The sequence below is a fragment of the Pseudomonas putida genome, assembly GCF_002025705.1.
Taxonomy (GTDB): domain Bacteria; phylum Pseudomonadota; class Gammaproteobacteria; order Pseudomonadales; family Pseudomonadaceae; genus Aquipseudomonas; species Aquipseudomonas putida_J.
The window spans coordinates 4846782-4859952 of record NZ_CP018846.1 but is presented as its reverse complement, the minus strand read 5'-3'; the positions used below and the strand labels follow the sequence as shown (position 1 = coordinate 4859952).

At 60.8% G+C, this 13171-nt stretch carries 14 protein-coding genes; all 14 read left to right on the top strand.

What is annotated here, in order from left to right; all coding sequences use genetic code 11:
- Positions 1-128: 128 nt before the first annotated feature.
- The 14 genes from hmpA (at position 129) to BUQ73_RS22040 (ending at position 13093) form a co-directional block, all read left to right on the top strand.
- The gene (gene hmpA / locus BUQ73_RS22110; protein ID WP_079229674.1) at positions 129-1307 is read left to right on the top strand and encodes an NO-inducible flavohemoprotein; all 1179 of its coding nucleotides are present in this window, start codon (positions 129-131) and stop codon (positions 1305-1307) included.
- Positions 1308-1620: 313 nt separating this feature from the next.
- Positions 1621-2127, top strand: coding sequence for a disulfide bond formation protein B (locus BUQ73_RS22105; RefSeq protein WP_060486057.1), 507 nt, complete (start codon positions 1621-1623; stop codon positions 2125-2127).
- Between the two features lie 558 nt (positions 2128-2685).
- The gene (gene cyoA, locus BUQ73_RS22095; protein WP_027920310.1) at positions 2686-3630 is read left to right on the top strand and encodes a ubiquinol oxidase subunit II; all 945 of its coding nucleotides are present in this window, start codon (positions 2686-2688) and stop codon (positions 3628-3630) included.
- A gap of 3 nt (positions 3631-3633) precedes the next feature.
- Entirely contained in the window at positions 3634-5652 is a 2019-nt protein-coding gene (gene cyoB / locus BUQ73_RS22090) for a cytochrome o ubiquinol oxidase subunit I (protein WP_027920309.1), read from the top strand.
- 3 nt (positions 5653-5655) lie between these two features.
- Positions 5656-6279 carry a cytochrome o ubiquinol oxidase subunit III gene (cyoC, locus tag BUQ73_RS22085; RefSeq protein WP_027920308.1) on the top strand — a complete coding sequence of 208 codons (624 nt, stop codon included), beginning with the start codon at positions 5656-5658 and terminating at the stop codon, positions 6277-6279.
- Positions 6279-6611 carry a cytochrome o ubiquinol oxidase subunit IV gene (gene cyoD, locus BUQ73_RS22080; protein ID WP_027920307.1) on the top strand — a complete coding sequence of 111 codons (333 nt, stop codon included), beginning with the start codon at positions 6279-6281 and terminating at the stop codon, positions 6609-6611. The genes cyoC and cyoD overlap by 1 nt, the downstream gene beginning before the upstream one ends.
- An 11-nt stretch (positions 6612-6622) precedes the next feature.
- Positions 6623-7510: a heme o synthase gene (gene cyoE / locus BUQ73_RS22075; RefSeq protein WP_079229673.1), complete on the top strand. Its 888-nt coding sequence runs from the start codon at positions 6623-6625 to the stop codon at positions 7508-7510.
- 337 nt (positions 7511-7847) lie between these two features.
- Complete coding sequence (alaC, locus tag BUQ73_RS22070) at positions 7848-9056, top strand: alanine transaminase (RefSeq protein ID WP_079229672.1); 1209 nt, start codon at positions 7848-7850, stop codon at positions 9054-9056.
- A 150-nt stretch (positions 9057-9206) separates the two neighbouring features.
- Positions 9207-9590, top strand: coding sequence for a YkgJ family cysteine cluster protein (locus BUQ73_RS22065; RefSeq protein WP_079229671.1), 384 nt, complete (start codon positions 9207-9209; stop codon positions 9588-9590).
- A gap of 362 nt (positions 9591-9952) precedes the next feature.
- The gene (locus tag BUQ73_RS22060) at positions 9953-10516 is read left to right on the top strand and encodes a GNAT family N-acetyltransferase (protein WP_079229670.1); all 564 of its coding nucleotides are present in this window, start codon (positions 9953-9955) and stop codon (positions 10514-10516) included.
- A gap of 11 nt (positions 10517-10527) precedes the next feature.
- Positions 10528-11067 (top strand): hypothetical protein, encoded by a 540-nt coding sequence (locus BUQ73_RS22055; protein ID WP_079229669.1) that lies wholly within the window; start codon positions 10528-10530, stop codon positions 11065-11067.
- Between the two features lie 11 nt (positions 11068-11078).
- A complete protein-coding gene (locus BUQ73_RS22050) occupies positions 11079-11459 on the top strand; it encodes a lysozyme inhibitor LprI family protein (protein WP_079230608.1) in 381 nt (126 codons plus the stop codon).
- 147 nt (positions 11460-11606) lie between these two features.
- Positions 11607-12134: a sigma-70 family RNA polymerase sigma factor gene (locus BUQ73_RS22045; protein WP_079230607.1), complete on the top strand. Its 528-nt coding sequence runs from the start codon at positions 11607-11609 to the stop codon at positions 12132-12134.
- Positions 12131-13093, top strand: a complete 963-nt coding sequence (locus tag BUQ73_RS22040; RefSeq protein WP_079229668.1) for a FecR family protein — start codon at positions 12131-12133, stop codon at positions 13091-13093. Before BUQ73_RS22045 ends, BUQ73_RS22040 begins: the two co-directional genes overlap by 4 nt.
- The last annotated feature ends 78 nt before the right edge of the window (positions 13094-13171 follow it).

The following is a 13171-nucleotide window of genomic DNA, read 5'->3' as shown; positions in this document are numbered from 1 at the left end:
TACGCTTGGTCGGGTCATTTTGACATGATGTTATCCAATGCATTGATTTCATTAGGGAAAATAGTTGGCACGATTGCTGTAATTACAAGGGCAACCTTTTCAAGCCTCAGGCTCAGGAGTTGTCGCAAATGCTTAATGCCGAACAACGTGCAATCATCAAAGCCACTGTCCCCCTGCTGGAAACCGGTGGTGAAACCCTGACCACCCACTTCTACAAGATGATGCTCAGCGAGTACCCAGAGGTACGCCCGCTGTTCAACCAGGCCCACCAGGCCAGTGGCGACCAGCCGCGGGCGCTGGCCAATGGCGTGCTGATGTATGCCCGGCACATCGACCAGCTTGAACAGCTAGGTGGCCTGGTCGGCCAGATCATCAACAAACACGTTGCCCTGCAGATTCTGCCGGAACACTACCCGATCGTCGGCAGCTGCCTGCTGCGAGCCATCGAAGAAGTGCTGGGCAAGGAAATCGCCACGCCTGAAGTCATCGCCGCCTGGGCCGCTGCCTATGGCCAGCTGGCCGACATCCTCATCGGTGCCGAAGAAAACCTCTATAAACAGAAGGAAGAGGCCGCCGGCGGCTGGCGCGGAACCCGCGAATTCCGCTTGGCCCGTCGCGAACAGGAAAGCAGCGAGATCACCTCGTTCTACTTTGCCCCGGTGGATGGCCAGCCAGTGCTCAAGGCCGAACCAGGCCAGTACATCGGCCTGCAGCTGTTCATTGACGGTGCCGAGCAGCGCCGCAACTACTCGCTGTCGGCCCTGTGCGACGGCCAGGGGTACCGCATCAGCGTCAAGCGCGAGGAGGGCGGCAAGGTCTCCAACTACCTGCATGATGAGCTGGTGGTGGGAGATTCCCTGCAGCTGTTCCCGCCAGCGGGTGACTTCACCCTGGCGGCCAGCGACAAGCCACTGGTGCTGATCAGCGGAGGTGTTGGCATTACCCCGACCCTGGCGATGCTCGAAGCGGCCCTGAAGACCCAGCGCCCGGTGCATTTCATTCACTGCGCACGTAACGGTGCGGTGCACGCGTTCCGCGACTGGATCGATGGCCTGGCCGAGCGCCACCCGCAGCTCAAGCGCTTCTACTGCTATGCCGAGCAAGAGGGTGCGCAGAATGCCGACGCGGTTGGCCTGCTGAGCCAGGACCTGCTGGGTGAGTGGCTGCCGCGTGAGCGCGATGTGGACGCCTACTTCCTCGGGCCGAAAGGTTTCATGGCGGCGGTCAAGCGCCAGCTGAAGGGCCTGGGTGTGCCAGAGCAGCAGAGCCGTTACGAGTTCTTCGGCCCGGCGGCTGCCCTGGAATAACTGTTCCAGGCGCGGCTTATATATAAGGAAAGATGAAGGGTGCCTCGGCACCTTTCATCTTTAATCCTCCTTTAATCACTGTATCCTTCACTCCCGGGTGTCGAGGGGCTTGCCCCTGCGCGGCACCCGGGCAGCCGCTTTTTTACCGGCCGACGTTGAACCGACGTTACTGCAGCCGGTCTCAGCATCTCCGGATAGCCCTGCGCAGTGCTGTCTCGCCGCCACCTCGACACGCTAATGGGCCATGCCTGCGTGTAGAATCGCATTCAGGCGGGCGGACCACGCTGCCATCTATCCATCGAAGGAATCGGCAATGAACGAACAATCCTTGCGCCTGAACCGCGAACGGCGCTTTCTGGTGCTGCTGGGGGTGATCTGCCTCGCCCTGATCGGCGGAGCGCTATACATGCAGGTGGTACTGGGCGAGGCACCTTGCCCGTTGTGCATCCTGCAACGCTATGCCTTGCTCTTTATAGCCATCTTCGCGTTCATTGCCGCCGCCATGCCCGGGCGTCGCAGCCTGACCCTGTTCGAGGGCCTGGTGGTGCTCAGCGCAATCGGCGGAATCATTGCGGCTGGCAACCATGTGTATATACTCGCCAACCCCATGGTCAGTTGCGGCATCGATACCCTGCAGCCGATCGTCGACGACCTGCCCCTGGCCAAGCTCTGGCCGCTGGCGTTCCAGGTCGATGGCTTCTGCAGCACGCCGTACCCACCGATCCTCGGTTTGTCGCTGGCGCAGTGGGCACTGGTGGCGTTCGTCCTGACCGCCATCCTGGTACCGTTCGGCATCTACCGCAACCGGCGCCAGTCTTAGACATAAGTCCCGATTTCGGTGTGGTCTTTTACACCGGATGAGAAGAGCGAAAAGTCCTCTCCCGCTTGCTCCAGATCAACCTCAAAGCCTTGCAAAATGCGGGTTTGAGGGCTAGCAAGCGGGGTGCGACAAACTGTCGCGAAGTTGATTTGTAGAGTGCTATTGTTACGGATTCTGTAAAGGACTGTTGCTCAATAAGTCATAGTCAAGGGTTTGCGACCTATCTACAATCGCCCCCAATTTCCGTTCGGCACTGCTTGCGAGTCGCAGGATTGAAGGAAGCCCCAGCGCTCCTTTTTGCTGACTTCGTCAAGTTTCGCCCAACGGCGATACCGGGCGGACCCCCCTCCGCGTTTTCCCGCACCAAATGGACTTGGTCTGAAGTACAGGCCTGTTGCCTACGAAACCATAAGCACCGCTAACACGCTTTTCGCCAAGGTCCTGCAGTCAGACCCGGGCAGGAGCGAGTACGGGCGCGAAATGCCGCACTTGGCAGGACGAAGTGTTGGCTACCAAAACACAAATTGCATTGAAGCAAGCTGATCTAGAGGTCGTGAGATGAGTAAAAAGCGTTACCCCAGACTGTTTGGCATATTGCCCTTTTTAGGCATGCTTTTACTCAGTGGGTGCAACTGGACCCTGCTCGACCCGAAAGGTCAGGTCGGCATTGAGCAAAAGAACCTGATCCTGATCGCTACCGGCCTGATGCTGCTGGTGGTCATTCCGGTCATCATCATGACCGTGGCGTTCGCCTGGAAGTACCGTGCTTCCAACAAGGCTGCCACCTACACCCCAGACTGGTCGCACTCGACCAAGATCGAAGCCGCGGTGTGGATCATCCCGATCATCATCATCATCGCCCTGGGTTACGTCACCTACAAGTCGACCCACAAGCTGGACCCGTACCGTCCGCTTGATTCGGACGTGAAGCCGATTCAGATCGACGTGGTCGCGCTGGACTGGAAATGGCTGTTCATCTACCCGGAACAGGGCATTGCCACGGTCAACAAGATCAACTTCCCGGCTAACACCCCGGTCAACTTCCGCGTCACCTCCGACGCCGTGATGAACTCGTTCTTCATCCCGGGCCTGGGTGGCCAGATCTACGCCATGGCCGGCATGACCACCAAGCTGCACCTGATCGCCAACGAAAACGGCGAGTTCGACGGTATCAGTGCCAACTACAGCGGCGCTGGCTTCACCGGCATGAAATTCAAGGCTACTGCTACCTCTCAGGAAGACTTCGACAAGTGGGTCGCCGAAGTGAAGCAGTCGCCACTGAAACTGGGCAAGGCCGAATACGAAGCCCTGGCCAAGCCTAGCGAATACAACCCAGTCGCGCTGTACAGCGAGGCACCAGCAGAGCTGTTCCAGACCATCGTCGACAAGTACGAAGGCATGAACCGCGGCAAGCCGGTCCACGAAGAAGCAGGCAGCAAAGATCTGGCCACAACCAAGGGTGTGGAATCGAGTATGCAACCAGCTGCCGGTGCAGAGGAGTAAGAGATGTTCGGTAAATTAACCCTGGAGGCGATACCCTTCCACGAGCCGATAGTCATGGTGACGCTTGCCATGATCGCGCTCGGGGGTATTGCTGTCGTTGGTGCTATCACCTATTTCCGCAAGTGGACCTACTTGTGGACCGAGTGGTTGACCACCGTCGACCACAAGAAAATCGGGGTGATGTACATCGTCGTCGCGATGGTCATGCTGCTGCGCGGCTTCGCCGACGCCATCATGATGCGTACTCAGCTGGCTGCCGCTACCGGTGGCTCCGAAGGCTACCTGCCGCCTGAACACTATGACCAGATCTTCACCGCTCACGGTGTGATCATGATCATCTTCATGGCGATGCCGTTCTTCACCGGCCTGATGAACCTCGCGGTTCCTCTGCAGATCGGTGCACGTGACGTTGCCTTCCCGTTCCTGAACTCCCTGAGCTTCTACCTGCTGCTGGCAGGCGTGCTGCTGGTCAACATCTCGCTGGGCGTTGGTGAATTCGCCAAGACCGGCTGGGTTGCCTATCCGCCGCTCGCGGGCATTCAGTACAGCCCTGGGGTGGGTGTCGACTACTACATCTGGGCGCTACAGCTCTCAGGCTTGGGTACGACACTGACCGGCGTGAACTTCCTCGTCACCGTGATGAAGATGCGCGCACCTGGCATGAAGCTGATGGACATGCCGATCTTCACCTGGACCTGCACCTGGGCCAACGTGCTGATCGTGGCTTCGTTCCCGATCCTGACCGCTGCACTCGCTCTGCTGACTGTTGACCGTTATCTGGACTTCCACATTTTCACCAACGAGCTTGGTGGGAACCCGATGATGTACGTCAACCTGTTCTGGGCGTGGGGTCACCCCGAGGTTTACATCCTGATCCTGCCGGCCTTCGGCGTGTTCTCGGAAGTGACTTCGACCTTCTCCGGCAAGCGTCTGTTCGGCCACCACTCGATGATCTACGCATCGGGCGCCATTGCCGTTCTGGGCTTCGCTGTATGGCTGCACCACTTCTTCACCATGGGTGCCGGCGCCAGCGTCAACACCTTCTTCGGCCTGGCGACGATGCTGATCTCCATTCCGACTGGTGTGAAGCTGTTCAACTGGCTGTTCACCATGTACCAGGGCCGTGTGCGTTTCACCGCACCGATGCTGTGGACCCTGGGCTTCATGATCACCTTCTCGATCGGTGGCATGACTGGCGTTCTGCTGGCTGTTCCAGGTGCTGACTTCGTCCTGCACAACAGCCTGTTCGTAATTGCTCACTTCCACAACGTGATCATTGGTGGTGCGGTATTCGGCTACATCGCCGGCTTCGCCTACTGGTGGCCAAAAGCGTTCGGCTTCAAGCTGAACGAGAAGTGGGGCAAAGCTGCATTCTGGTTCTGGATCTCTGGCTTCTACGTAGCGTTCATGCCGCTGTACGCCCTGGGCTTCATGGGCATGACCCGTCGTCTGAACCACTCCGACAACCCACTGTGGGAACCCTACCTGTACGTAGCCGTTGTCGGCGCCGTGCTGATCCTGTTCGGTATCGCTTGCCAGCTGATCCAGATCGTCGTTTCGATCCGCGATCGCGAGCAGAACCTGGACGTGACCGGCGACCCATGGGGCGGCCGTACCCTGGAATGGTCGACTTCGTCGCCACCTCCGTTCTACAACTTCGCCCACATGCCTGAGAAAGTTGGCCTGGACTGCTGGAACGAAGCCAAGGAAGCCGGCGTTGCCTACAAGGTGCCGGGCAAGTACGAAGCGATCCACATGCCGAACAACACCGCTACCGGTCTGTTCATGGGTATGTTCCTGACTGTCTTCGGCTTCGCTTTCATCTGGCACATCTGGTGGCTGGTTGGCGCGAGCCTGCTGGCAACCATCGCGGTCTTCGTTCGCCACGCTGCGCGTGACGACCAGGGCTACATGGTTCCGGCCGAAGAAGTGGCGCGCATCGAAGGCGAGCGTCTCAAAGCGCTGGCCAAAGCAGGTGCTCTGCCTGCCGGCGCACGTGTCGAATCGTTTGAACGGGTGTAATCAATGTCCAGTCAAGTAATCCACGGTGGCGCGCATGGTCATGACCATGCTCACGATGACCACCACCACGACTCGGGCCAGATGACCGTCCTCGGTTTCTGGCTGTACCTGATGACCGACTGCATCCTGTTTGCGTCGCTCTTCGCCACCTACGCGGTGCTGTCCGGCAGTTTTGCCGGCGGCCCGTCGGGTCACGACATCTTCCAGCTCGACTTCGTAGCTGTTGAAACGCTGTTCCTGCTGCTGTCCTCGATCACCTTCGGCTTCGCCATGCTGAAGATGTTCGACGGCAAGAAAGCTGGCGTACTGGGCTGGTTGGCTGTGACCTTCCTGTTCGGTGCAGGCTTCATCGCGATGGAAATCTATGAATTCCATCACCTGATCGGCGAAGGCTTCGGCCCGACCCGCAGTGGCTTCCTGTCGGGCTTCTTCGCCCTGGTAGGTACCCACGGTCTGCACGTGACCGCCGGCCTGATCTGGATGGCAATCATGATGTACCAGATCAACAAGCACGGCATCACGCCGACCGCCAAGACCCGCATGAGCTGCCTGAGCCTGTTCTGGCACTTCCTGGACGTGGTCTGGATCTGCGTATTCACCGTCGTCTACCTGCTGGGAGTTCTGTAATGGCTAACGCACACGACACTCATCACGAAGGTAACCACGGCAGCGTCAAGTCGTACATGATCGGCTTCATCCTGTCGATCATCCTGACCGCGATCCCGTTCGGCCTGGCCATGTCGCCAAGCCTGCCGAAGAACCTGACCGTTCTGATCATCGTGGCCATGGCTGTGATTCAGGTAGTGGTACACCTCGTGTACTTCCTGCACATGGACCGCTCGAAAGAGCAGCGCTCCAATGTGTCGACGTTCCTGTTCACCGCGCTGGTAATCGCTCTGCTGGTCGGCCTGTCGCTGTGGATCATGTTCAGCATCCACTTCGAAATGATGGCCAAGTGAGGTAAGACTGCATGTCCGTTAAGCACTTTATCCAAATCACCAAACCGGGGATCATTTTCGGTAACGTGCTTTCCGTGGCAGGCGGTTTCTTCCTTGCCTCGAAGGGCCATGTGGATTTCGCCCTGTTCCTGGCGGTGGTGATCGGTACTTCGCTGGTGGTGGCGTCCGGATGCGTGTTCAACAACTGCATCGACCGTGACATCGACCACAAGATGGAGCGCACCAAGAACCGCGTCATGGTGCAGGGCGGCATGTCGCTGACCCTCGCGCTGGTCTACGCCACCCTCCTCGGGGTGGCGGGCTTCAGCCTGCTGTATGTCCAGGCCAACCCGCTGTCGGCGTTCTGCGCAGCTGTAGGCTTCGTGGTCTACGTTGGTTTCTACAGCCTCTGGCTGAAGCGCAAATCGGTGCACGGCACCTTGGTCGGCAGCCTGTCCGGTGCCATGCCTCCGGTGATCGGCTACTGCGCCGTAAGCAATAGCTTCGACCTGGCTGCAGTGACCCTGCTGGTGATGTTCAGCCTGTGGCAGATGCCGCACAGCTTCGCCATCGCAATCTTCCGCTTCAAGGATTACAGCGCTGCCAACATTCCGGTCCTGCCGGTGGCACGTGGTGTCCTTGCAGCGAAGAAGCAGATCGTGCTGTACGTGCTGGCCTTCCTGCTCGCTACCTTGATGCTCACCCTCGGCGGTTACGCCGGCCTCGGCTACCTGGCCGTGGCAGCAGCCATGGGCCTGTACTGGCTGTACATGGCCTGGGGTGGCTACAAGGCTGAAGACGACAGCAAGTGGGCCCGCAAGGTGTTTGGCTTCTCGATCCTCACTGTCACTGCCCTGAGCGTGATGATGGGTGTGGACAGCCAGACCGCTGCAGACGTGCTGATGACCTACGCGCGCTGATCGAGGCGAGTGCTTCACTCAAGAACCCGGCCACTGTGCCGGGTTTTTTTATGCCTGCGATTTCAGGGGTTGGCTTCTTCGCGGGCAAGCCCGCTCCCACAGGTGAAGTGCCAGCATTGAATGTGGCGCGGTCCCTGTGGGAGCGGGCTTGCCCGCGAAGAGGCCTGGCCTGAAAACATAGATCCTTGATTTTCAATAAATAATTCTGAAAACATCTAACTAAACAGGAAATTGTCCTTTACAAGCATCCTGTTTCGGCACTATCTTCTGATCCAGGCCGCCGCAGCGGCCAGCGTCGCTCGGACGGTTCCGGGCGCTTACGTCTGCAGAGGAAACCATGGCCAATCCAGGTTCGCCGCGCCGCTTTGCGCGCATCGATCGTCTCCCCCCTTACGTCTTCAACATCACTGCCGAGCTCAAGATGGCTGCCCGCCGCCGTGGCGAGGACATCATCGACCTGAGCATGGGCAACCCCGATGGCGCGACTCCGCCGCATATCGTCGAGAAGCTGGTGCAGGTTGCCCAGCGCGAAGACACCCATGGCTACTCAACCTCACGCGGCATCCCGCGCCTGCGCCGGGCCATCTCCAACTGGTACAAGGAGCGCTACGAGGTCGACATCGACCCGGAAAGCGAAGCCATCGTCACCATCGGCTCGAAAGAGGGCCTGGCGCACCTGATGCTCGCCACCCTCGACCAGGGCGACACGGTGCTGGTGCCCAACCCCAGCTACCCGATCCATATCTACGGCGCAGTGATTGCCGGCGCCCAGGTGCGTTCCGTGCCGCTGGTACCGGGCGTGGACTTCTTCAACGAGCTGGAACGGGCGATCCGCGAATCGATCCCCAAGCCGAAGATGATGATTCTCGGTTTCCCGTCCAACCCCACTGCCCAGTGCGTGGAGCTGGACTTCTTCGAGCGCGTGGTGGCCCTGGCCAAGCAGTACGACGTACTGGTGGTGCACGACCTGGCCTACGCCGACATCGTCTACGACGGCTGGAAGGCCCCATCGATCATGCAGGTGCCGGGCGCCAAGGACATCGCGGTGGAGTTCTTCACCCTGTCCAAGAGCTACAACATGGCCGGCTGGCGGATCGGCTTCATGGTCGGCAACCCCGAGCTGGTCAGTGCCCTGGCGCGGATCAAGAGCTACCACGACTACGGCACCTTCACCCCGCTGCAGGTGGCCGCCATCGCCGCGCTGGAAGGCGACCAGCAATGTGTACGCGATATTGCCGAGCAGTACCGCCAGCGCCGCAACCTGCTGGTCAAGGGCCTGCACGAGCTGGGCTGGATGGTCGAGAACCCCAAGGCGTCGATGTATGTGTGGGCGAAAATCCCGGAACAGTACGCGCACCTGGGATCGCTGGAGTTCGCCAAGAAACTGCTGGCCGAGGCCAAGGTCTGCGTGTCGCCGGGCATCGGTTTTGGTGACTATGGCGACGACCATGTGCGCTTCGCCCTGATCGAGAACCAGGACCGGATTCGCCAGGCGATTCGCGGTATTCGCCAGATGTTCCGCGCCGATGGATTGATCCAGAAATGATGCTGCACCCGGGCCCGCTTCGGCGGGCCCGGGCCTGCCGGATCAACGGCAAACTATTTTTGCATTACCCCTCTTCTCAGCCGACCTGGCTTCGATTACAAATGGCGCGCGGGCCAAGCCCGATAACAACAACCTTCCCTCCGTGCCATCATGTCCGAATACAACCCTTGCCTTGACTGCGGCGCCTGCTGCGGGTATTTCCGTGTGTCCTTCTTCTGGGGCGAATGCCAGTCTGCCGGCGGCCTTGTGCCGGACGACCTGGTGGTACAGATCAACCCCACCCGTGTTGCCATGATCGGCACCGACGCCAAACCTTGCCGCTGCGTGAGCCTGCAGGGCGAGATCGGCACCGAAGTGGCGTGTACCATCTACGCCAACCGTTCCAGCCCGTGCCGCGAGTTCGAGGCATCGTGGGAGGGTGGGGTGCATAACCCGAGCTGTGACGATGCGCGGGCGGCCTATGGGCTGCCGCCACTGACCCCGCCGGGGGCCAACGAGCCGCATTGGCCCGATGATGGGGCCGAGGTGGCCTGAGCCAGTTTCGCTATCTGCGGCACCTGTAGTGGGGCGCCCACAGAGATGCAGCGCTCTTGAGACCGAGCGCCGCCCGCGCGGCGCATCGCGGATAAATCCGCTCCTACATTTGTTGCAACGTGGCCATGCCTGTGAGGCCATGGTTGTCAGCCGGTTTGCACGGCTCAAGTCATGCGCCAAGGCAGGCCACCATGGCGTAACAGGTTCGGCACGTTGCAACAAATGTAGGAGCGGATTTATCCGCGATGCGCCGCGCGGGCGGCGCTCGGTTTCCGCCCCACCACACATCCCAAGACATACACCCGCAGCCCCCCACATAACGTTAAACTGTCATCTCCCCAGCAATGGACAGGAGATCCGGTGTGACCCCACCCCGCAGTTTCCCCACTGACCTCTGCCTAGACAGCCCGCGTCTGCAGCTGCGCCCGATGCGCCACGCCGACGCTGCGCAATGGCTGACGATCATGGCCGACCCCGAGGTCATGCGTTACTGGCACCATGCCCCCTGGCACGACCTGGCCGAAGCCGAGAGCGCCCTGGCTGCCGACCGCGAAGCCTACACCAATGGCGACCAGCTCAAGCTGGGCATGTACCGCCGCGACAATGGCGAATTGATCGGCATGGTCCAGCTGTTCAACATCGACGATGTCTCGCGCCGTGGCGAGATCGGCTACTGCCTGGCCAGCGCCGTACAGGGCAGGGGCTACATGGACGAAGCGCTGACCTGTTTCATCGACTACATCGCCCATACCCTGCACATGCGCCGTCTGGAAGGCGAGATCGACCCACGCAACCAAGGCTCTGCACGCACCCTCGAACGGCAGGGCTTCGTCCTCGAAGGCACGTTGCGGGCGCGTTGGTGCGTGGCGGGCGAGTTGACCGACTCGGGCATCTACGGCCTGCTGCTCGAACCGCCTGTAGCATGAATGTATCCCGCTTGCCGGCGTTCTACCTGAGCCTGAGCCTAGCCCTGTACCTGCTCAGCCTGGCCTTCGACGGTGCCCTGATGAGCGCCGGCAGGCACATGCCGGCGCTGCAGATGTTCTTGTATGGCCCTTGGGGCATTCCCTTCGGGATGTTCCAGTGGTTTGCCAACCCGCTGCTGGCGTTAGCCATCATCTGCCATCGGCGCCTGCGCCGGCTGGCCTTGCTGCTGGGGCTGGGTGCGTTGTACCTGGCTGCCAGCAGCTTTGGTATCGAACGCCTGCCGGATAACATCAGCTATGAATTCTCCCACCGCACCGGCTTCGGCGCCGGCTTCTACCTGTGGCTGGCGGCGATCGCGGTGTTCTGTGCTGGCCAGGCCTGGCAGTGCTGGGTCGCGCGCAGCAGTGACGATGTGCCGTCCTGGAACTGGCTGGATGTCGCCCTGATCGCGGCGTTGGCCGTGACCGCTTATGCGGCGACCCAGATGCCATCGCTGCAATTCGAACCGGGCAAGGTGCTGATGCCGCCAGAGCCGGTACAGACGCTATGAAGGGATTTGCGATGAACACACGGTATCTGATGCTCCTGGCCTTTTTGGCGCCAATGGCGCTGGCCGACGACAACTCGCCGGCTTACAGCCAGTGCATGGACAAGGCCTCCAGCACGGTGGCCATGAGCAGTTGCATCCAGGCGGAGACCCAGCTTCAGGACCAGCGCCTGAATAGGGTCTACAAGCAACTGGTGGGCAAGCTCGAGAGCGGGCCGCAGAAGAGCCTGCGCGATGTGCAGCGACAGTGGATCGCCTATCGTGATGCGAACTGCAAGTTCCATGTGCAGGCCAGTGGCGGGACCATGGCGCAGCTGGAGGGCGGCATGTGTGTGCTGGACATGACCCGCGAGCGTGCGGCGGAGCTGGAGCGAATACTCAGTCCCGGGCACTGATGGCGCTGACGCAGTTACTGTAGGAGCGGCTTTGCCGGGGCGCTCCTGCAACTGGGCGTGTTGGCAGTATGGCGGCCATTGCGGTTGCAGAGTGAGTAGGCGAATAGCTACTATTCGTTAACAATTCTCACTTGCGTCGCGATGCCCATGCCTACAGCCGACACGCCGAGCCCGTATCCGCTTGAACAGCTGTACAGCGAGCACCATGGCTGGTTGTTCGGCTGGTTGCGGCGCAAGCTGCGTTGCCCGCACAGTGCCGCCGACCTGACTCAAGACACGTTCGTGCGCATCCTCGCCTCGCGCGATGCGCTGCTGAACATGCGCGAGCCCCGTGCCTTCCTCAGCACCACGGCGCGGCGGCTGCTGATCGACCGGGTCCGTCGCCAACAGATCGAACAGGCCTACCTGCAAGAGCTGGCACTGGCCGCCGAAGCCCTGGAAGGGCACCAGTCGCCGGAACAGATCCATATCACCTTGCAAGCCCTCGAACAGATTGCCTTCCTGCTGGAGGGCTTGCACAGCAAGGCGCGTGAGGCCTTTGTCTGTTACTACCTGGACGAACTGAGCCAACCGCAGATCGCCGAGCGCCTGGCGATCTCCACGCGCATGGTCCGCAAGTACCTCGCGCAGGCCCTGGTGCATTGCCACCGTTCGCTGGATTACGCCGAGCCGTGAACACCGGGTCCATCGAAGAGCAGGCCGCCGAGTGGGTGTTGCGCCTGGGCGAGGGTGACCTGGACGCCCAGGAACATGCCGAGCTGCAAGCCTGGCTGAATACCGACCCCCGCCACCAGGCGACCTTGCATCGCATGCAGGGCGTGATCAGCCAGTTGCAGGGCCTGCGCCAGCAGCGTCGGCCCGTGGCTGCTGCGCTCAAAGTGGCGTCGCAGGGCAGCTCGGTCAGCCGCCGTACGCTACTCGGCCTGGCCCTGACTGCAGCGCTGCTGGGTGCCTTGCCCTTTGCCGGCGTCACCCCCCAGGCCTGGTTCGCCGACCTGCACACCGCGCCCGCCCAGTGGCACAGCGAAACGCTGGCCGATGGGTCGCGGATCACCCTGGCCGGCAACTCTTTGGTGGATGTGCAGTTCTCCCCCAGCGAGCGGCGCATCCTGCTGCGCAAGGGGCAAATTCTCATCGAGGTGGCTCATGACTGCGATCGGCCGTTGCTGGTACTGACCGAGGAAGGCAGTTTCCGTGCCTTGGGCACCCGCTTTGTGGTCAGTCATACCGGTCAGCGTAGCGAGCTGACCATGCTCGAATCCCGTGTTGAGGTGCGTAGCGCGGTGTCGAGTGATCAGAGGGTGGCCAGGCGTGGCGAGCGCGTCTGGGTGGCTCGCGATGGCCTGGGAGCGTTGCCGGCCGTCGACCCGCAACGCGTGGAGCAGGCCTGGCAGCAGCACCAGTTGGTGGCTGATGGCGTACCGCTGGACCAGGTGCTCGATGCGCTTGCCGCGCAACGTCGGGGTATTTTGCGCTTTGACCGGCAAGCCATGCAGGGCTTGCGGGTTTCCGCCGTGCTGCCACTGGATGACAGCGAACGCGCCTTGCGTCTTTTGGCCGAAGCACTGCCGATCCGTATTGGTGGCTTTGGCCGCTGGTGGACCACGGTCGAGCGCGTGCCGCAGGCAAATTGATCATTACGGTTCCGCATTTTCGGCATGGCCCGTCAAACAAGAGGCCAACCGATAAAGATCAGCAAAAGGAGCCGTTCG